This is a genomic window from Pseudomonas sp. FME51, assembly GCF_014897305.1.
In genome coordinates, this window is sequence record NZ_JABUYN010000012.1 from 62,416 (window position 1) to 81,152 (window position 18,737).

21 protein-coding genes and 1 pseudogene are annotated in these 18,737 nt (G+C 52.6%); 19 read left to right on the forward strand and 3 right to left on the reverse strand.

Annotation, left to right across the window (positions count from 1 at the left end; all coding sequences use genetic code 11):
- Positions 1 to 4 precede the first annotated feature (4 nt).
- Both nudC and INT39_RS18080 read left to right on the forward strand, forming a co-directional pair.
- Positions 5 to 838: an NAD(+) diphosphatase gene (gene nudC / locus INT39_RS18075; RefSeq protein WP_193075400.1), complete on the forward strand. Its 834-nt coding sequence runs from the start codon at positions 5 to 7 to the stop codon at positions 836 to 838.
- Positions 839 to 868: 30 nt separating this feature from the next.
- A complete protein-coding gene (locus tag INT39_RS18080; RefSeq protein WP_193075401.1) occupies positions 869 to 1,516 on the forward strand; it encodes a hypothetical protein in 648 nt (215 codons plus the stop codon).
- 31 nt (positions 1,517 to 1,547) lie between these two features.
- Here the strand turns inward: INT39_RS18080 and INT39_RS18085 are convergent, their stop codons facing one another.
- Together INT39_RS18085 and INT39_RS18090 are read right to left on the reverse strand one after the other, a co-directional pair.
- The gene (locus INT39_RS18085; RefSeq protein WP_193075402.1) at positions 1,548 to 2,315 is read right to left on the reverse strand and encodes an SDR family oxidoreductase; all 768 of its coding nucleotides are present in this window, start codon (positions 2,313 to 2,315) and stop codon (positions 1,548 to 1,550) included.
- A 190-nt stretch (positions 2,316 to 2,505) separates the two neighbouring features.
- Positions 2,506 to 2,820, reverse strand: a complete 315-nt coding sequence (locus tag INT39_RS18090; protein WP_193075403.1) for an SCP2 sterol-binding domain-containing protein — start codon at positions 2,818 to 2,820, stop codon at positions 2,506 to 2,508.
- A 204-nt stretch (positions 2,821 to 3,024) separates the two neighbouring features.
- Here INT39_RS18090 and sohB point away from each other — a divergent pair, with 204 nt between their 5' ends.
- The 16 genes and pseudogenes from sohB to INT39_RS18170 all read left to right on the forward strand — a co-directional run bounded on the left by sohB (position 3,025) and on the right by INT39_RS18170 (position 15,904).
- The gene (sohB, locus tag INT39_RS18095) at positions 3,025 to 4,044 is read left to right on the forward strand and encodes a protease SohB (RefSeq protein ID WP_193075404.1); all 1,020 of its coding nucleotides are present in this window, start codon (positions 3,025 to 3,027) and stop codon (positions 4,042 to 4,044) included.
- Between the two features lie 9 nt (positions 4,045 to 4,053).
- Positions 4,054 to 5,040, forward strand: a complete 987-nt coding sequence (locus INT39_RS18100; RefSeq protein WP_193075405.1) for a YhdH/YhfP family quinone oxidoreductase — start codon at positions 4,054 to 4,056, stop codon at positions 5,038 to 5,040.
- 120 nt (positions 5,041 to 5,160) lie between these two features.
- A complete protein-coding gene (gene alkB / locus INT39_RS18105) occupies positions 5,161 to 5,817 on the forward strand; it encodes a DNA oxidative demethylase AlkB (RefSeq protein ID WP_226944881.1) in 657 nt (218 codons plus the stop codon).
- A gap of 426 nt (positions 5,818 to 6,243) precedes the next feature.
- Positions 6,244 to 6,822, forward strand: a complete 579-nt coding sequence (locus INT39_RS18110) for a lysozyme inhibitor LprI family protein (RefSeq protein ID WP_193075406.1) — start codon at positions 6,244 to 6,246, stop codon at positions 6,820 to 6,822.
- Positions 6,823 to 6,916: 94 nt separating this feature from the next.
- Positions 6,917 to 7,375 carry a hypothetical protein gene (locus INT39_RS18115; RefSeq protein WP_193075407.1) on the forward strand — a complete coding sequence of 153 codons (459 nt, stop codon included), beginning with the start codon at positions 6,917 to 6,919 and terminating at the stop codon, positions 7,373 to 7,375.
- A 100-nt stretch (positions 7,376 to 7,475) separates the two neighbouring features.
- The gene (locus INT39_RS18120) at positions 7,476 to 7,970 is read left to right on the forward strand and encodes a hypothetical protein (RefSeq protein WP_193075408.1); all 495 of its coding nucleotides are present in this window, start codon (positions 7,476 to 7,478) and stop codon (positions 7,968 to 7,970) included.
- Positions 7,971 to 8,093: 123 nt separating this feature from the next.
- Complete coding sequence (locus tag INT39_RS18125) at positions 8,094 to 9,080, forward strand: hypothetical protein (RefSeq protein ID WP_193075409.1); 987 nt, start codon at positions 8,094 to 8,096, stop codon at positions 9,078 to 9,080.
- A 104-nt stretch (positions 9,081 to 9,184) separates the two neighbouring features.
- Positions 9,185 to 9,550 (forward strand): hypothetical protein, encoded by a 366-nt coding sequence (locus INT39_RS18130; RefSeq protein WP_193075410.1) that lies wholly within the window; start codon positions 9,185 to 9,187, stop codon positions 9,548 to 9,550.
- 101 nt (positions 9,551 to 9,651) lie between these two features.
- Positions 9,652 to 10,236: a hypothetical protein gene (locus tag INT39_RS18135; protein WP_193075411.1), complete on the forward strand. Its 585-nt coding sequence runs from the start codon at positions 9,652 to 9,654 to the stop codon at positions 10,234 to 10,236.
- A 38-nt stretch (positions 10,237 to 10,274) separates the two neighbouring features.
- The gene (locus tag INT39_RS18140; protein ID WP_193075412.1) at positions 10,275 to 10,820 is read left to right on the forward strand and encodes a hypothetical protein; all 546 of its coding nucleotides are present in this window, start codon (positions 10,275 to 10,277) and stop codon (positions 10,818 to 10,820) included.
- A gap of 134 nt (positions 10,821 to 10,954) precedes the next feature.
- The gene (gene fosK, locus INT39_RS18145; RefSeq protein WP_193075413.1) at positions 10,955 to 11,353 is read left to right on the forward strand and encodes a fosfomycin resistance glutathione transferase FosK; all 399 of its coding nucleotides are present in this window, start codon (positions 10,955 to 10,957) and stop codon (positions 11,351 to 11,353) included.
- 558 nt (positions 11,354 to 11,911) lie between these two features.
- Positions 11,912 to 12,331: pseudogene (locus INT39_RS18150) on the forward strand (TIR domain-containing protein); the annotation flags it as partial.
- A gap of 89 nt (positions 12,332 to 12,420) precedes the next feature.
- On the forward strand, positions 12,421 to 12,879 hold the full coding sequence (locus tag INT39_RS18155) for a hypothetical protein (protein WP_193075415.1): 459 nt from the start codon (positions 12,421 to 12,423) through the stop codon (positions 12,877 to 12,879).
- Between the two features lie 190 nt (positions 12,880 to 13,069).
- Positions 13,070 to 14,245: an IDC family class C beta-lactamase gene (gene blaIDC / locus INT39_RS18160; protein WP_193075416.1), complete on the forward strand. Its 1,176-nt coding sequence runs from the start codon at positions 13,070 to 13,072 to the stop codon at positions 14,243 to 14,245.
- A 94-nt stretch (positions 14,246 to 14,339) separates the two neighbouring features.
- Positions 14,340 to 14,933: a GNAT family N-acetyltransferase gene (locus tag INT39_RS18165; protein WP_193075417.1), complete on the forward strand. Its 594-nt coding sequence runs from the start codon at positions 14,340 to 14,342 to the stop codon at positions 14,931 to 14,933.
- A gap of 119 nt (positions 14,934 to 15,052) precedes the next feature.
- A complete protein-coding gene (locus tag INT39_RS18170) occupies positions 15,053 to 15,904 on the forward strand; it encodes a PhzF family phenazine biosynthesis protein (RefSeq protein ID WP_193075418.1) in 852 nt (283 codons plus the stop codon).
- A 78-nt stretch (positions 15,905 to 15,982) separates the two neighbouring features.
- Here INT39_RS18170 and INT39_RS18175 read toward each other — a convergent pair whose 3' ends face one another.
- Positions 15,983 to 17,743 carry an alkaline phosphatase D family protein gene (locus tag INT39_RS18175; protein ID WP_193075419.1) on the reverse strand — a complete coding sequence of 587 codons (1,761 nt, stop codon included), beginning with the start codon at positions 17,741 to 17,743 and terminating at the stop codon, positions 15,983 to 15,985.
- 268 nt (positions 17,744 to 18,011) lie between these two features.
- Here INT39_RS18175 and INT39_RS18180 point away from each other — a divergent pair, with 268 nt between their 5' ends.
- The gene (locus INT39_RS18180; RefSeq protein ID WP_193075420.1) at positions 18,012 to 18,614 is read left to right on the forward strand and encodes a TetR/AcrR family transcriptional regulator; all 603 of its coding nucleotides are present in this window, start codon (positions 18,012 to 18,014) and stop codon (positions 18,612 to 18,614) included.
- The last annotated feature ends 123 nt before the right edge of the window (positions 18,615 to 18,737 follow it).

Sequence of the window (18,737 nt, forward strand, 5' to 3'; positions counted from 1 at the left end):
CGCAATGCAGAAGTTTGCCCGGTTCACTGCCTCCTTCTCGGCCGACAGCCGGTCGGATGGGTGGGTATTGATTCGCCATGAGCAGTCCTTCGCCATGTATCAGGGCAACCTGTTGCATGACCCGGACATGGCGCGCTATCTGGGCGATGCTGAGTATCAACTGACCCTGGGTCTGCTGGATGATCAGCCGTGCCGGCTGGTGCGCGTCAAAGAGCAAGTCGATCTGCCGGGGTTGACCTGGCATGGCTTGCGCGGCTTGCTAGGGCAGGTAGATGATTCAACCTTCCGTCTGCTCGGGGTGGCTCAGCAACTGGACATCTGGCATGACACCCATCGTTTCTGTGGGCGTTGCGGGCAACCCACCCAGATCCGGCTTGATGAGCGGGCGATGGAATGCGGCCGTTGTGGCAATCGCGAGTATCCCAAGCTGGCACCGTGCATCATTGTGCTGATTACCCGTGGCGAGGAAGTGCTACTGGCACGCTCGGCCAACTTTCGTGCCGGGTTCTTCAGCACTCTGGCGGGCTTCATCGAGCCCGGTGAATCTGCGGAAGAGGCTCTGCGCCGCGAAGTAATGGAAGAGGTCGGTGTTACGGTCGATCATATTGAATATCTCGGCAGCCAGAATTGGCCGTTTCCGAATTCGCTGATGCTGGGTTTCCATGCGAACTATGCGGGCGGTGAGATTGTGCCGCAGCCAGACGAAATTGAAGAAGCGCACTGGTGGAACGTCAATCAGTTGCCATCCATTCCTCCACAGGGAACCATTTCCCGTTGGTTGATTGACTGTTATCTGGCACGGCTGGCCGGACAGCCACAACCCCCCGTTCCAGCTTGAAATCAGGGAAACGCTGAACAAGGAGTTCACATGCAATATGCTGGTCTGGCAGGGCTGATGGGATGTCTTGCGCTGTTGTTGTTGTATCTGACGTGGCGCTTCGGTTGGCGGCTTGATTGGTTGTTTGGCTGGCTGAAGGGGTCACTGTTGTTGCTGCTTCTGCTGTGCTGCGCAACAGCAGCGGTCGCGGCCTGGGAGCTGTATCAATTTCGGCCCATTGTCGACGGAGAGCGCATAGCCACCCTGGAGCTGCATGAGACTGCGCCCCAGCGCTATGAAGCAACGCTGGATGCGTCGGCGGGTAGCCAGCAGCTGTCCCTGGAAGGTGATCTCTGGGAGTTGGAAGTGCAGGTGTTACGGTGGCGGGGGCTGTTGCAGGTTCTCGGACTGGAGGACGGCTATCGGCTGGACAGTCTTAATGGACGCTACCTAGCGCTTGAGCAGCAACGCGAGCCGGGCACGACATTGGTCCATCCACTGCATGCGACGCCGCACTGGCGTGATGCGTGGCGTTGGCTGGATCGACTGGATCTGGGCTGGCTGTACGCCGATGCCTTTGCCATACGCTTCATGCCGGCGGCGGATGGCGCACGCTTCGCCATTGAAATTGGTGCTACCGGGCTATCACCTGTTGCCATGAATCCGCAGGCGCTCGAGGCGTTGAAAGGATTCGAATGAAAATGCCGGCCGCGAGGCCGGCATTTGCGTATCAGGACAGCATGCCGCCATCAACGTTGATCGCAGTACCTGTGGTGTAGCTGGAGGCATCGCTTACCAGATACAACACGGTGCCAGCCATCTCGGTAGGGTCAGCGGGGCGAGCCAGCGGGATACGCTGCAGGGCGGGTTTGAGGATGCTGTCATTCTTGACCAGTGCCGAGGCGAACTTGGTGTCCGTCAGGCCCGGTAGCAACGCATTGCAGCGGATACCGAACTGCGCACACTCCTTGGCGAATACCTTGGTCATGTTGATGACCGCCGCCTTGGTGATCGAATAGATACCCTGCATCATGCCCGGCACCAAGCCGTTGACCGAGGCGACGTTAAGAATAGCGCCGCCACCGTTCTCGCGCATCAGCTTGCCGGCCTCGACCGACATGAAGAAGTAGCCACGGATGTTCACGTCCATGGTCTTCTGGAAGGCGTCCACATCAGTATCCAGCACGTTGCCGAAGTAGGGGTTGGTGGCCGCATTGTTGACCAGGATATCCAGCTTGCCGAACTGGCTGCGGATGGCCTCGATGGTGGCATTGATCTGTTCCATCTCGCCGATATGGCAGGCCATGGCGGTGGCTTTTCCACCTGCGGCAACGATGGCATCGGCCACTTCCTGGCAGCCATTGATCTTGCGGCTGGAGACGATGACATGAGCGCCCTGTTGAGCCAGCAGCTTGGCAATGGCTTCACCGATACCACGACTGGCGCCGGTTACCAGCGCAATTTTTCCGTCCAGGTCGAACAGTTGGGTCTTCTGCATGGGTCTTGTCCTTGTTGAGATCGGTACTATCGGCAGTCAATCTACTGTAGCGCCCGAGGTCTGCCAATATGAACGCGGGTCTATCAGAAACCGTGTTGGTAGGGGATTGCTTATATCTATGTGCCGGGCTGGCAATGGCCAGGCATAAAAAAACCGGAGCCAGGCTCCGGTTTTTTTGGTGTTCCGTCGATCAGACCGGAAACAGCTCGCCCAGCTTCAGCGCCAACATCATGTCACCTTCAGCGCGCAGCTTGCCGCCCATGAAGGCCTGCATGCCGTCGGTCTCTCCGGAAATGACGCCGTTCAGGGTCTCGGAGTCCATGATCAGGGTAACGTTCGGGTCATCCGCTTCGCCCTGGCTAACAGAGCAGGTACCGTCCTTGATCACGGTGTAGAAGTTGGAATCATCTTCGATGTTGAATTGGAAAACCAGGTCCAGGCCAGCAGCGGCCGACGGGTTGAACTTGCCTTCCATGTTTTTAATGATGTCAGCAACGGTAGTCATGGATTCTTCCTTTATCGGATGTTTCATTGGGCAACGGCAAACGCTGCGGTCATTAAGAGTGCAACTTGTCAGAGGGTAGGGTGGGGCAAACGGCCTGTCAACAAAAATCATACGATCGTTTGAATTCGCCTCGCGCAGCGCTGTGATCAGGGAGTTGATCATGGGGTATGCTTGGCGACAAGTGAATCAATTGGGGAGATATGTGTGGACTGGCTTGCAGAGTATGGAATGTTCGTGGCGAAGGTGCTGACCGCGTTGGTAGCAATATTTATTGTGTTGGTCATGCTGGCCTCACTCAAGGGCCGTCAGCGCAAGGGCGAGGGTGTATTGCATGTCACTCGGTTGAATGACCAGCTCGCCCGCATGACTGAGCGTCTGGGGCAGGCCGTGCTCGACAAATCGGCGCTGAAGGCGCTGCACAAGACCCGTAAGCAGGAGGCCAAGGCTCGCAGCAAAGGCAACGCTGAGCGGGACAAGGTCTTTGTGTTGAATTTTCACGGCGACATTAAGGCCAGCGCGCTGGAGTCGCTGCGCCATGAAGTGACCGCAGTGCTGGAGCTGGCGACGCCGACGGATGAGATCGTGGTCAAGTTGGAAAGTGGCGGTGGCATGGTGCACGCCTACGGCCTGGCCGCCTCGCAACTGGCCCGTATCCGTGAAGCGGGCGTGCCGCTGACGGTGTGTGTGGACAAGGTAGCGGCCAGCGGCGGTTACATGATGGCCTGCATCGCTGATCGCGTACTGGCAGCGCCCTTTGCCATGCTAGGCTCTATTGGAGTAGTGGCGCAGCTGCCCAACTTCCATCAGGTATTGAAAAAGCACGATATCGAGTATGAAATGCTCACCGCTGGCGAGTACAAGCGTACTCTGACACTCTTTGGTGAAAATACTGAAAAGGGTCGGGAAAAGTTTCAGGAAGATCTCGAGAACATCCATCGTCTATTCAAGCAGTTTGTTGCCCGTTATCGTCCGGTGCTGGATATCGATAGCGTGGCCACCGGTGAGGTCTGGTTTGGTAGCGAGGCGCTGGAGAATGCACTGGCCGATGAGCTGAAGACCAGCGATGAGTACATCAGTCAGCGTATCCGCCAGGCGGATGTATTTGAAGTGCATTTCAACCGTCCGAAGCGGCTGCAGGACAAGTTGAGCTCCAGCGTGTCCGCCGCGCTTGATCGACTGCTGCTGACCTGGGTGTCACGTTTTAATAATCAGCGTTTCTGGTAGGAGGTTGTCATGTCCGAGTTCAAGGCGTTGCTGGTCAGTGAAGAGCAGGGGCAGTTTGTTCGCCGTGTAGTGAGCCGTCATGTTGATGAGTTACCGGCGGGTGAGGTGCTGATCCGCGTGCGCTGGTCATCGCTCAATTACAAGGACGCGATGTCCGCCAGCGGTAACCGGGGCATCACCCGTAACTTTCCGCACACACCCGGCATCGATGCGGCCGGTGTAGTGGAAGCCAGCTCGGTGTCAGAACTGGCGGTGGGCGATGAGGTTATCGTCACCGGCTACGATCTGGGCATGAACACCCCCGGCGGCTTTGGCCAATACATACGCGTGCCAGCGGCCTGGGTCCTCAAACGACCAGGGGGGCTGACGCTGCGTGAGAGCATGGTATTGGGCACCGCCGGACTGACCGCGGCACTCTGTATCGATAAGCTGGAGTGTGCCGGGCTGACGCCTGACGATGGCCCAGTGCTAGTGACCGGTGCGACTGGCGGCGTGGGCAGTATTGCCGTGGCCATGCTGGCCGCACAAGGGTATGAGGTAGTGGCAGTGACCGGCAAGGCAGAGCAGAGCGACTTCCTGCGTCGCCTCGGTGCCAGCGAGGTGCTGAGCCGCGAAGAGCTGCAGGCCGGTACCGGAAAGATATTGCTGAACGAGCGCTGGGCTGGTGCAGTGGATACCGTCGGCGGCGATATCCTGTTCAACGTGGTGAAATCCCTGCGCTATGACGCCAGTGTGGCTTGCTGTGGGCTGACTGCCGGCGTCCAGTTCCAGGCCAGCGTGTTTCCGTTCATCCTGCGCAACGTCAACCTGCTGGGCATCGACTCGGTGGAGCAACCGCTGGTCGCCAAAGCGTCCATGTGGGATCGCCTATCGCTACAGTGGAAAACCGACCTCAGCCAGCTGGAGCAGGAAATCACCCTGGAGCAACTGCCAGAGCGCATTGACACTATTCTGGCTGGCGGTATGGTCGGTCGTACGGTGCTTAACCTGGGCTGAGCCCTGAGCTCCGTCATGATCGACAGCGCCAACCAACCATCAGCAACTCAATGCCGCCTATTTGATGAGAGATTCGGGCAGACCATGGTTGTAGAAATGACAGAAGGTGCAGGAATCTGAATGTGTGATGACATTCCCCGGGATCTGTTCGAGGCTGAACAGGGCCAACGGGTGTCCATGGGCGCCCAAGCATTCATTCTTCCAGGGTTTGCCCGGCCCTGGATGGATCAATTGCTTGAGGCGCTGAAGGGCATTCAGACGCAGGCACCGTTTCGTCAGATGCTTACGCCAGGCGGCCGACGCATGTCAGTGCAGACCACCGCCTGCGGCAACCTGGGCTGGGTCTCCAATGAATACGGCTACCGTTACAGCCCCATCGACCCGGCCAGCGGCCAACCCTGGCCGGCAATGCCAGACTGTCTGCTCGAGCTAGCCCAGAGCGCAGCCCGCGAAGCGGGCTTCAACCACTTCGACCCAGACACCTGCCTGATCAACCGCTACCTGCCAGGCGCCCGCATGGGGCTGCATCAGGACAAGGACGAACGGGATTTCACTGCACCCATCGTCTCGGTATCACTGGGTATGCCAGCCACCTTCCTGTTTGGTGGCTTCAATCGCTCGGATCGACCAGCAAGAACCATCCTGAATCACGGCGACGTAGTCGTCTGGGGCGGGGAAGACAGGCTGCGCTTTCACGGTGTGCTTCCGCTCGCAGATATACCCCATCCGCAGCTGGGAAGTCAGCGAATCAACCTGACGCTACGCAAGGCCGGCTAATAGCACTGGGGCGCATCAAGCACGGCCCACGAACCTGCCGGACTAATACCTTCGTGAGGTGGCAACAGGCCACAATCTTGGGTATGTTGTGTATCAAGCAATGGAGTGCAGACATCCCTCTCCCAGAGAGCATGGACAGCCTTCATTTGACATTCATCCTGGACAACACCGGCATTGCCCGCCTACAAGGGGCGGGCGGTAGCGTGCCTGGGGCTGATTTTTATACAGTAGTAATGATTCACAAAAAGACGCAGTCAAGCGAATACGGAATGGGCTGTGGTGCGATCTATAAGTTATTGTTTTTTAAGTGTATTTATGGCGGCGTAATTTCAGTGAAGCGGAGTTATACCGCAGTCACTGTTATGTATTAGTGCCGTGTGCGGTCTAATCACTGTTAGGGCAAAACCAAAAATCGAAGCCATACTTATGATCGAGAAAATTGGATTAATACTACTTGGCGTAATCATTAGCGGCATTGGCTATCTGATTAAGCGAAGAATCGAGAGCAAGCCTCAAATAGAATCCCTCGACAAACATAAGAAATTGCTTGATATACACAAGCAAATGAATGAACAAGGTATAGATATTGAGGGGCTCCGGGAATTAGAAGCAAAGCTAACCGGCAAAGCTGCAGCCATTCATAGCAAGGCCATGATTCTGCAATCAGAGGCGGCACCGCTTATAGGTGAAAATCAGTCGGAAGACCTAACTCAGACAGAGTTAAACTCCCGAGCAGCACAGAGTCTTGAAAAGGCAAAACTCAAAATGCAGGAAGCACTTGCTGGAATAGATAGCCGAGTGGGTGACTTTGAAAGCCAATCACTGATGAATAGTCAAACAGAGTGGGAGCGCTACAGTGTAAGTCAAGCTGAGGCTGCCGCTGCCAGTTACCGAGATGGCAGTATTTATCCCCTGATATATTTCTCAGAGCTAGAGTCGCTAACCAATGAAAGAACCGCACGGCTACAAGCCGAACTAGATGAGCTTATTAAGCTTGGCAACTAATGCCCTAACAAGTGGTTTAAATCGCTCGCTCCGCTCGCTGGGACGGGCTAAAGCCCGCCCCTTAACCAAACGTTATGTTTCTTAGGAGATTGAGATGGCCTACTGGAGGATGCAATTACATCCTGATGATTCTGGCAATTCAGCGGCGCATTCAGCTGAGAGCCTGTCGGCAGGGTTTATCGGTTTGGACTTCGCCGTACCAGTCGGAGACCTGGAGCTTCATGATGTTGCGAGCATCCCTGCACATCAAAGGGACTATGTGGCATTTGCAAACAAAATGGACATTGGTGATCGTGTCTTAATCATCTCGCACCATTTCCCTTTCGCTGTGTGTACGGTTGCTGGACCTTATAACTATATCAAGCGTCCTGTACCCCAGCTTGGAGTATGGTTCAGGCATTTTCGAGCTGTGCAGGATGTCAAATACTTCGCGGATTTCAAGACAAACGCGCGTAGCTGGGACCAAATCAAGATGACAGATACGATATCGCCGTTGGTTAATGAGGGCACGGCATCACTGGCCCTGATACGGGAAATGTATGGTGAAACATAACAATCGCGTCAAAAGCGACGCTCGTACCTCGCGCGCTTTACGCGGGCGTTAGCCAATAAAGACAAAAAAATTCACACATATAGACCAAGAAGCGATCACGATGCTTGAAACAATCATAGAAAACTCATCAATGCTGGTCGCTATCTTGGCTCTAATTGCAAGCCTCGCAGCTAATAGAACCGCTCATAAGGCCCATCATTTAAATGAGAGAAGCGCAGCCTCTGCTGCTCGACTGTTAGTCTTTGAGCGCAAGAGAGAACTACTTATGGAGTCTGATAGGCAGCGCGCTACTCTAGAGCGGTTGAAGTTTGTAATGGAATGTGAAGAAGTAATCATGAGTTCCAATCCATTACTTCAAGAAATCATCCCCGATGAACTTGATCGTCTTGCCAACAATATCGGCATGGTAAATCACTTTTTGTCTGCATATGAAAGCCAGCGAACCGTGATAGAAGCACTTTCAGAAAAAAGCGATGCTGGTGAGTTAGACATGAAGTTGGCTGACTTGCGACGTCTAACAGTGCACTTTGAAAAAGACATAGAACAAGAGAAGTCTCTTCTTGAACAGCGCAAAAGCTTAGAGCGCGGAGAGTAGGGGGTCTACACATAACTACGCTACAGGCCAACAAATGGTTCAAAACGTTCGCTTTGCTCACTGGGACGGGCTAAAGCCCGCCCCTTAACCAAACGTTATATTTCTTGCGTATAGGGAGCCACCTTGAAAGACAAACCGTCAGATTTAGAGAGGCTTATTCATGAATCTCTAGAACAGCTAGGCTGGACGGCTGACGCTGCAAGCATTGCTGATAGAGTGCATAGATTAAATATAGGCCTTCCATTAGAAGACGAGTTTTCGATTATCTGCGGCTGGCTTGGTCAATGTGATTTGATCCATAAATTGGATCAACAGCAGTATCCAGCTTCTTCGAAAAATACCTTTCAAGTTCCGGATTTACTAGCAAGATTTAATGTGCGCGGTGCAGGAGAAACTACCGTCCTGATTGAGGTTAAGTCTTGTGAGAAAAATGTTTTGTCTCTTAGGCCTGATTACGTTTCTAAATTAAAGGCCTATGGCAAATTATTAGGGTTGCCTGTTTTAATCGCCTGGAGAAAGTATGGTATTTGGAGTTTGGTGCATTTGGACGTTTTTTCAAAAGCCAAGAAGAATTTCAATCTTAACTTCAATGATGCAATGCGGAATAGCTTAATGAGTAAGTTTTTGGGTGACTTCTCATACACTCCACAAGTTGATTCGGGAGTTCATATTAGTTTTAAAAAAGAAAAACTTATAGAAGTCATCGAAACATATGAAGGGCTTCAAGAAAATTGGCACATGGTGATCGATGATGTGTATTTTACTAACGGGAAGCGTGAGAGGTTAAGAGAGCTATCGCCAATTGCTCAGCAGTTATTTCACTCTTGGGATCTTGTTACAACAGAAGCACATACTGACTCTCACGTGGTTATGCATAATACTATTGATGAGGAATCTGGAATGTTCGCGCATATGGCGTTAACTAGGTTGCTCTCTTTTTACGGTCGAGAGGACGAGGTTCATTGGAGGCGTCACCTGCAACATGATGCTGCAATCTCGAGTGTCTTAGACTTCAGGAGCGGGATTGAGGAAAACCTAAAAGCGGGCATTGTTAAATACATTTTTGACATTGAGCCAGCAAATATCCCGGAGTTCCTCAATGAAATATAACAAGCGCATGTTGTCGGACTTGCTTTCCGCTGCGCTCCAAACCAGCCGCAAATGAGGGCGTTATTAATCATAGAAAGGCTATTAGTTCAGTAGGGAGGTTCAAGATGCTTGGAATGTATATATTGGGATTTCTTTCTTCAATTTTTATAATTACATTCGCAACATACATGAAGGTTTTTGGGTTTATAACTGAGCCGTCATTTGTGGTTTTTGTTTTGGCTGGATTGGTCATTGGACTATTCATAGCATTTTCAGACAGAGTTGAATCGGTAAGCTTAAAAGGGAAATTGGTTTTATCAAAGATTGAAAAGAAGCATGAAGACATATTGAATATTGAGAGCTCTATAAAAGAAATCTCAAGATCTACCATGGAATTGGTCGAGGTAGTGAAAGCAGGAAGCTGGGCGGTTTCCAAGGAAGAGGATGATAGTTTTGATAATGCGAAGCAAAGACTTAATAAGTATTTATGAGTAATGAGTGATAACAAGGCATTCAAGATCGCTCGTTTCACTCGCTGGGACTGGCGTACCGCCAGCCACTTAATTTCGCGTTATCTTCCTAGAGGAGAGGTATGAGTGAATTTAAAGTAATAGTCGATGTTCTTAGTTCGGTCGCATCGTTTATTGCCATTACAACAGTTCTTTTTTCTTGGTATAGGAGCGCTCAAAAGCCATTATCTATACAAAGAGTCGTTGTCCACAATAAAAAAGAATCTAAGAGATTCATACTCGTAGTGAAGAATCATAAAAGCTATCCAGTTACCATCAAAGGTATAAATGGATTCTTAAAATCAAAAGCTCAAGTTGAAAAATTTAACGGCTATGAGCCTGAATACAGAGAAATACTATTTCTACATGACTGCATTTTTATCAGTAATGAAGTGTTTGAGATTGCAGCCAATGGGCATACAGATATTAAGGTTGAAGATTCATCTCATATGCGGACAGGTGAAGAGTTTGTGTTTTCGACAAATACATCTCATGGCTATCATAAGCTTAAGTGTAAAAATATTACAAACGTCGAAATGACGGGTGGCGCTAAAGCTTACGGAGTGGAATTCACAAAAGAGTATGATTCTAAGTTTAAGGCAAAACTTAAGTATTTAAGCCTTAAAATTGGTCATAGCATTCGGAAGATAACAAGCAAAGGCATCTGACGCGTACCGCGCAGCTGCTTTGAGCGTTAGGCATCTCAATGAGCGATCTCGACTCCGACATTGACGAAGTATCCGATCAGGTAAAAGAAGTCTACGCATACTACGGTCTTGCCATGTACTGGGCTCAATGCCTCGAACAGTCGATTTTCCAACATCTGCTTTTCTTTGATCATTTCCCGCAGGCTATCAAAGCATATAAAGATCCTCAGCAGTGGGCGAATGAATTTGATGAATATGAGTCCCGTGAGATGAAGCAGACTATGGGCAAGCTAATTCGGCGCCTACGCGAAGCTGGCCAGCCTACGAAAGAAATTGAGGCGGCTCTTGAAGAAGCGTTGAGGGTGCGGAATTGGCTGGCGCACGGCTATTTTTCTGACCGTGCTATTCAGTTCACTGTTTCTAGCGGTCGGCAAGAAATGTTAATCGAGCTAAAGTCGCTCTACGGCGTAATGAAAAGCTGTGCAGCTCTAATTGACGCTGTGACACAGCCGGTCATTGAAAAGATGGGTCTAACCGAAGAAATGATGAAAGACATTGAGAAGCAACTTGTCCGTGAATACTATCCGGGTGAGTCAAATGCCTAACCAGGCGTTCAACGCGGACAGTTTGTCCGCGGGGCATTTTCTTCGAAAATTTTACGCCCCGCTGCAAACCACTCCGCCGGCAAACCGGCTCCGTTCTGCCGATTAACTTGGCGTTACGTTTTAGGATCAACCGTATGATCACTGGTATCAATCACATCACCTTTTCCGTCAGAGACTTGAGCTCTTCAATCGAGTTCTATTGTGACTTGCTGGGAATGAGGCTGCATGTGACCTGGGAAGCAGGTGCTTATTTAACAGCGGGCGATACGTGGATATGTCTGAGTGTCGGGGAACCTAAACCCGCCAACGACTACACGCATGTGGCATTCAGTGTTGGCGAAAGAGAGCTTGTTGAGCTGCACGCTAGGCTAAAACAAGCCGGGGTTGAGGAATGGAAGCAGAATACAAGTGAGGGTAACTCCGTGTATCTGCTTGATCCAAACGGCCATCGCATTGAGCTTCACTGCGGAACGTTGGCAACCCGCTTAGCTGAGTTGGAGAAGTCGCCCTATAAAGGGTTGGTCTGGTGCTGAAACGTAACAAGCGGCTGTTGTCGCCCCTTCGGGGCTGGGATGGCCTTTCCGCCGCTTCGCGGCTACAAGTCCGCCCCAAAGCCGGGCGTTATGTTTCCGCGTTACAGAAAGCTATGCCAGATATCTAAAGGAATATTATGAGATTTTTCCATATTGTTGTTGAAACTAATGATAAGGATAAAAATGGGCATTTATTAAGGTTATTGAGTGTGACCGCACGGACCTTGAAGAAATTAAGAATGAGGTGATTCGACCTTACGTTTTAAGAGACGAGATCCTCGTTGATGGTGCCTATCTTGAGTTTAGTAAGATTCGCTCGCTTAAGATTAAGGAAACAGAGAGAGATGCTTCAAAAACCGTTGATGCTGCGAACAATAACATCTCTCCCAATGTCATTGTATTTCTTTCAATCGAAAATGTAATAAGTGGTGATGGGTATACCACTGACCTGACACGTAGTTTAATAAAGGAAGTGAGGGAGTCTATCTCTGACGAGTCCAAAAAAGAAGCTCCGCCGGTAAAGCTAGCTTCGGATAATAAGAAAGTTTTGTTGTTCATGGTCACGATGACGCAGCTAAATCAGAAATGGCTCGTTTTCTCGAAAAGGCTGGATTGGAACCAATTGTGCTACACGAGAAAGCAAGTTCAAGCCGAACGATTATTGAAAAAATCGAGGCAAATAGTGATGTTGGATATGCGGTTGTTTTGTACACGCCTTGTGACATAGGAGCTAAAAAATCCGAATCGCCCGAATTAAAATCTAGAGCCAGGCAAAATGTTGTATTTGAGCATGGATACTTTATCGGTCGGCTCGGGCGCCCAAGAGTTTCGGCTTTGTTGGTAGACGGTGTTGAAGCGCCCAATGATATAAGCGGTGTTGTCTACATTGATCTCGATCTTAGAGGCGCTTGGAAGCTCGATCTAGCCAAGGAGTTGAAGGAAGCAGGCTATAGAGTTGAGCCTTCTGCTCTGTTGTAAACATAACAAGTCGCTGTTTCCGGACAATTTTTACACCGATTCGCGGCTCCAAAATTGCCGCAAAGCTGAGCGTTAGCCTAAAGAGCCACATGACTATTACTCTAGCAGCGATACTCTCACTCATTTCAGGCCTCATAGGTGCGGTCTTCGGCCATGTTCTGTCCGAGAAAAAGAGCCGGAATGATGAGTTGGCGAAGATGCGCTTGGACGCCTATACGGACTTTTTGAAAGCCACTTCACTGCTAGTGTCTGCTAGAAGGTCCGGTCGAACCCAGGATGAGATCACTGAGCTTGGGGCGCTCAACGATGCCAAGGCTCGGATCTGCGTATGTGCCGATGTGGGCGTAGTGGAGGCCTTGGAAAGCTTTTGGTTGCAAGGCGGTACCCTTGAGAAGGAGCAAGAGATTCTTGCCTACACACAATTGTGCAGAGCGATGCGTGAAAGCTTGGGGAGAGACCGTCTTTCATACCAAATCCGTTTATCCGACGTACTTTTTAGGCTTGAGCCCTCCACCTACTCGTATAGGGGAAAGGTTGGTCAGGGCTAACAAGGCAATCAAATTCGCTCCCTGCGGTCGCCGGACGCTCGTTCCTCGCGCCGTTTATTGTAGGCGTTAGACTGCACAAGCCCCTGCCGTCACTCAGCGAAACCACAAAACTTCGAGAGCTGAACCTCATGATGCCCCAAGCACAATCGATCTCACATCACCCAAGGCAGCCACAGAGTGGGAGCACACAATGAGCGTGTCGTCCAAGTCCCTTGTCGTTAGGACGCTGCTGCTCGTCTTCGTTTGCTTCTTTCCTATGGCAGTTCCAGCCGTCGAAGACACCTTCCGTGTCCGCACCGCCGTCGACGCTGCGATCCTTCCCCTAATGTCCCAGCATGACATCCCCGGCATGGCTGTCGGGCTGATCCTCGATGGCCAGCCCTATGTTGTTACGTATGGCGTCGCCTCGAAGGAAACCAACGTACCGGTAGCGGAGGCAACACTATTCGAGATCGGCTCCGTCAGCAAAGTCTTCACCACAACGCTGGCCGCCTACGCGCAAGCCATCGGCAAATTGTCGCTGGACGACCATCCGGGCAAGCACCTGCCGCATTTGAAAGGCGCGCCGATCGACCAAACCACGTTACTTCACCTGGGAACCTACACCGCCGGCGGACTGCCGTTGCAGTTCCCTGATGAGGTGACGGGAGAGGCGGCGGTGATGAACTACTTCCGCAACTGGACGCCGCTGGCTCCCCCGGGCACACGGCGCGAATACTCCAACGCAAGCCTGGGCTTGCTCGGGGTTGTTGCGGCCAGCGCGCTGGATGATGATTTCGCGACGTTGATGCAAACGGCGGTATTTCCCGCATTCGGCATGACGGATAGCTTCATTCACGTGCCGGACCGCAAGATGCCGGACTACGCATGGGGCTATCGCAAGGACAGACCGGTCCGTGTGAACGAGGGGCCGCTTGACGAGCAGGCTTACGGTGTCAAGACGACGGTGTCGGACTTGCTCCGCTTCGTGCAGGCGAACATCGATCCGAACTCGCTCCAGCCGTCGATGCGCCGCGCCGTCGAAGCCACGCAGGTCGGATACTTCCGCGCGGGGACTCTGGTGCAGGGCCTTGGGTGGGAAAAGTATCCGTACCCTGTCTCACGCGAATGGCTGCTCGGTGGCAACGCCAAGGAGATGCTTCTCGATCCACAGCCTGCTTATCGGCTGACGAACCAAACCGCAGGCGAGCAACATCTCTTTAATAAGACCGGATCAACTGGCGGCTTCGCCACTTACGTGGCGTTCGTGCCCGCTAGGAAGATCGGAATCGTCATGCTGGCAAACCGGAGCTATCCAATTCCGGATCGCGTTGAGGCCGCCTGGATGATCCTGGAAAAACTTGCATCGGGGACCGACCCAAGTTAAGTCGCGCGGTAGTGGATTGGGGGCACATGGGTACCACAGTCGCTTTGCAAGCCCGTGCGGCCTAACTCAGGTGTTAAGCCGCAAAGGAGACTACATGAAAGTATCACCTGTCACATTGAAGGGAAAGTATGTCGAACTCTTGCCCTTGAAAGCGTCGCATCGCGATGCGCTTTTTGCGGCGGCAGCGGATGGTGAACTGTGGACATCTGATTTGACCATTGTGCCTGCGAGCCTTGAAGCAACAGAGCGGTACATTCGGGAAGCCATTGAAGGCCAGGAAAATGGCATCTACCTGCCGTTTGTTATCATTCATCGTCCTACTGACTGCATTGTCGGAACAACACGCTACCGTGCCATTAACCCACAGCACCGTCGGCTGGAGATAGGCTCTACTTGGTTAGCAAAAGGTGCTCAGAGGACAGCCGTAAATACGGAGTCAAAACTTTTACTCCTTCAGCATGCCTTCGAACGACTGAACTGTCTGCGAGTGGAATTCCTCACTGATGCGCTCAACCAGCAATCGAGGACGGCTATTGAACGATTGGGTGCAACATTGGAGGGAATATTGAGAAGGCATATGGTCATGCCAAATGGCCGGTTTCGAGACTCTGCGTGTTTCAGCATCGTTGAGAGTGAGTGGCCCGCAACCAAGAACCGGCTTGAGTCTAAGCTTCGGGAACGGAGCTGAAGTTGCTTCACAATCGGCCGCATGGCGACCGATTTTACGCCGCTTTGCGGCTCCAAACCGGCATATGGGCCGCGCGGTATCCGTGGACGAAGATTTCAGGAATCAAGGGGAACTGACTGATGAAACGACGCTTTCAACAAATTGATGTCTTCGGGGCACAGCCGTTTTTTGGAAATCCGCTCGCCGTTGTGCTGGATGCCGAAGGGCTCTCTACCGAGGAGATGCAGCGTATTACGCGCTGGATGAACCTGTCTGAGACGGCATTTATCTTGCCGCCAGATGATGCATCGGCTGACTATCAGGTTCGCATCTTCACGCTGACGCACGAGTTGCCATTCGCAGGGCATCCGACGCTCGGTAGTTGTCACGCGTGGCTCAGTTCCGGAGCCGAGCCGAAGCAGCAGGATCTGATTGTTCAGGAATGCGGAGCTGGCCTGGTACCGATCAAACGCGGTGCAGAAGGACTGGCTTTTGCTGCACCACCGCTTTTGCGTTCGGGACAGGTTGATGCTGCCTATACAGAACAGCTGGCTGCCGTCCTGGGTATTGATCGCAGCCAAATTGTCGATACCGCGTGGGCTGACAATGGGCCAGGGTGGGTTGGGGTTTTGCTTGAGGATGCCGCTACCGTTCTGGCCATCGAGGCGGATTTCAGCCGGTACTCCGGTAACGAGAGTCTGGACATTGGCCTTGTTGGTCCTTATCCGCCGGGCTCGGAGTGTGCCTTCGAGGTGCGCGCACTTTTCAGGAATCAGCAGGGCAGTATGGTAGAAGATCCCGTGACGGGCAGTCTCAATGCCTCACTCGCTGAATGGCTCATCGCGACTGGACGTGCGACCGCGCCGTATATGGTAAGCCAAGGAACCCGGCTTGATTGTGAAGGGCGACTGAGTATCCAGCAAAGCGCAGATGGCACGGTTTGGGTGGGAGGAGCCACTGTGACCTGCATTACCGGTGAAATTCAGATATAGGTGAGAATCATCAATACAACGAGACGCGGCAGTTGACCGTCCAACCCGCTGATGCGGGTTGGGTTCCCTATGCTTCGATCAGCGTAGTCCCTGCAAATGTCGTTGTCCGGTACCGGGCAGGGTTTGCAATGAGTGGCTGCGGTCGGTATCCATTCGATAGTCAGGCTGTTTGATCGTATCGACGAAGTGCCAGTCAGCGCGGGCCTGTTCCTGCGTCAAGGTGACAACCATGAAGCCGCGCTGGTTGACGTTGAGGTAATGCAGATCGTCGACCAGCATGGTGATGGCCTGTTCAGCTGGCTGGATCATTTCAGGTGGCAAGTTCAGATAGGCTTCCAGCCCCGGTGAACTCACCGCCGCGGTCGCGAATTCGACACCTACTTGTTTGCCATCAACCGTCTTCAGGTTACTGGCCCAGGCGTTGTGCGTGTCGCCTGCCAGCACCACCAGGTTCTTGTTCAGGCTGGCACAGGTTTCCAGAAGGACTTCACGCTCGTAGGCGTAGCCGTCCCAGGCATCCAGGTTATAAGGGATGAGCGTCGTGATCCGGGCAAGCTCCTGGGGCGTCAGCGTAGGATCATTGTTCTGCTGGCGTAGCTTGAGCGTGACCAGTTCGGTCAGCAGGGTTGTTATGTCGGTGGAGCCCGGGTCGGTCATGGTGGCGAGTATGGCTGCCAGCATTTCCGCGGGCACCAGAATGCGGCCCATCAGCACCTGCTGACCTAGTACCTGCCAGGTGGCAGTCGAGGTGGCCAGCTGGGTCTGTAGCCAATCCAGTTGCTGCAACCCCAGCATGGTTCGGTCGGTGTCGGCCAGATCCGCCGCCAGGCGCGTGCCGTCCATGCCACCGGCGGTCAGGTAGTTGGTGAAGTCGAGCTGTTCGTCGCGCCCGATGATGCGGGTATCGAGCATGTGCAGGCTGACCAGGTCGGAAAAATCGAAGCGCCGGTACAGGGTTTCCTCGTCATGCTCGGAGGCCGGGCGTATCGGTTGCCATTCGAAGTAGGCCTGCAGCGCCGCCAGCTTGCGCTCGGCGAAGTCGCCTTCACCCTCGTTGTGGTTTTCCGCACCCTCGCGCCAGGTATCGTTGGCCACTTCATGGTCATCCCAGACCAGAATCCACGGTACGCTGGCATGCAGACGCTGCAGGTCAGGATCGGTGCGATACAGCGCATAGCGGCGTCGATAGTCCGTCAGGGTCAGGAGTTCGCCTGTATTGTCTGCCGGCAGTTGGCGACCAAGGGCCTGAGCATCTTCGCTGGCATAGCCACCGGCCGCATACTCATAAATGTAGTCGCCCAGATGCACCACAGCGTCAAGCTGCTCGACCTTGGCCGCTTCGGCGTACACATGGAAATAGCCGGCGGGGAAATTGGAGCAGGACAAGACGGCCAGACGCACCTGATCAACCCTGGCTGCGGGCAGGGTACGCATGCTGCCGGTAGGCGAGGTGGCTCCCGCGCAATGGAAACGGTAGTAATAGGGTTGACCGGGAAGCAGGTTGAGTACGTCGACCTTGAGGGTGAAGTCGCGCTCGGCCCCAGTGGTGAAACTCCCGTCATGCAGCAAGTCAGTAAACTCGGCGTCACTGGCAACTTCCCAACTGATCTCTATATCGCTCTGATCAGTGTCCTGAGGAGTGACCCTGGTCCAGATCATGATCCGATCCTGAAGCGGGTCACCACTGGCAACACCATGCAGGAAGGCGGCCTGCCGAGCCTGCTCATCGGCTCGACTGCTGCTACTGCTGAAGCAGCCTTGCAGCCCTGTGGAAATGGCAACTGTGCCCACGGTCGCCAGAGAAAGACGCAGAAAGTCACGACGAGTAAAACGAGACATGGTACATCCTGTACTATCGGCTGGGTGATGCTTGCCGATGATCGCTGCTAATCATTTCATCTTCATGTACGTTTGAGTGCAATGCAGCGAAGCCCACAATTCACATAAATCGGGTCACAAGAATGTTAACGCAGGCTTATCAGGGCTTTGCCCTCGGGCCGGGTACCGGAGAGCTGCTGGCGGGGGAGACGCCGACGATTTACATGTTGACTGATCGTTACAGAATGGATATTATGCGTCCCAGAGTCACTCCAAGGGTCCCCAGAATATGAGCAAGGAGAAGCTACTGAATCAGGGCCGTCCTCGGCAATTTGAGGACGACGAGGTCATAGATGCTGCGGTGGCCGTTTTCAGTGAGAATGGCTTTGCCGGTACCTCTGCTCAGGATTTATGCGACGGTACCGGTTTAGGTCGGGGCAGCCTCTATAACGCCTTTGGTAGTAAGCAGGGACTATACGAGCAAGCCTTGTTGCGTAGTCATGAAAAAAGCATGTCTGCGCAGTTGGCTATTCTTAAACAGTCAGGCTCTGCAAAAGAGCGGCTGCGCATCTTATTGTTTTGGGGAATTGCTGAAGACCTGGAGCAACCAGAACAACATGATGCCATGGTTCTGTTCTCGGCCCTGGAGCGCGGCAGCAAAGATGAAGCCGTGGCGAGTCTGAATAAAGAATACAGGCAGCGCCTGGAAAAAGCGTTGGTTTCTGTATTCACAGAGGGCCAGGAGAATAAAGAGTTTGCTAAGAAAGCTTCTGCTATCCAAATGGCAAGAGGGTTTTTGGCCGGATATTATGGGTTACGTGTTCTTAATAAAAACATCACAGATAAGGATGTTCTGGATGATGTTGTGGCTGGTTTGCTGGCCAATTTGTAGTTCGTACTCGTCACGTCGTTTTCGCAGTAATCATACCTGTCTATAGATAATGCCTCATGAGCAAGTAGCGCTGATGCATGCTTGTCTATTCATTTCTGTAATGTTTGTTCAATAACTATGAGG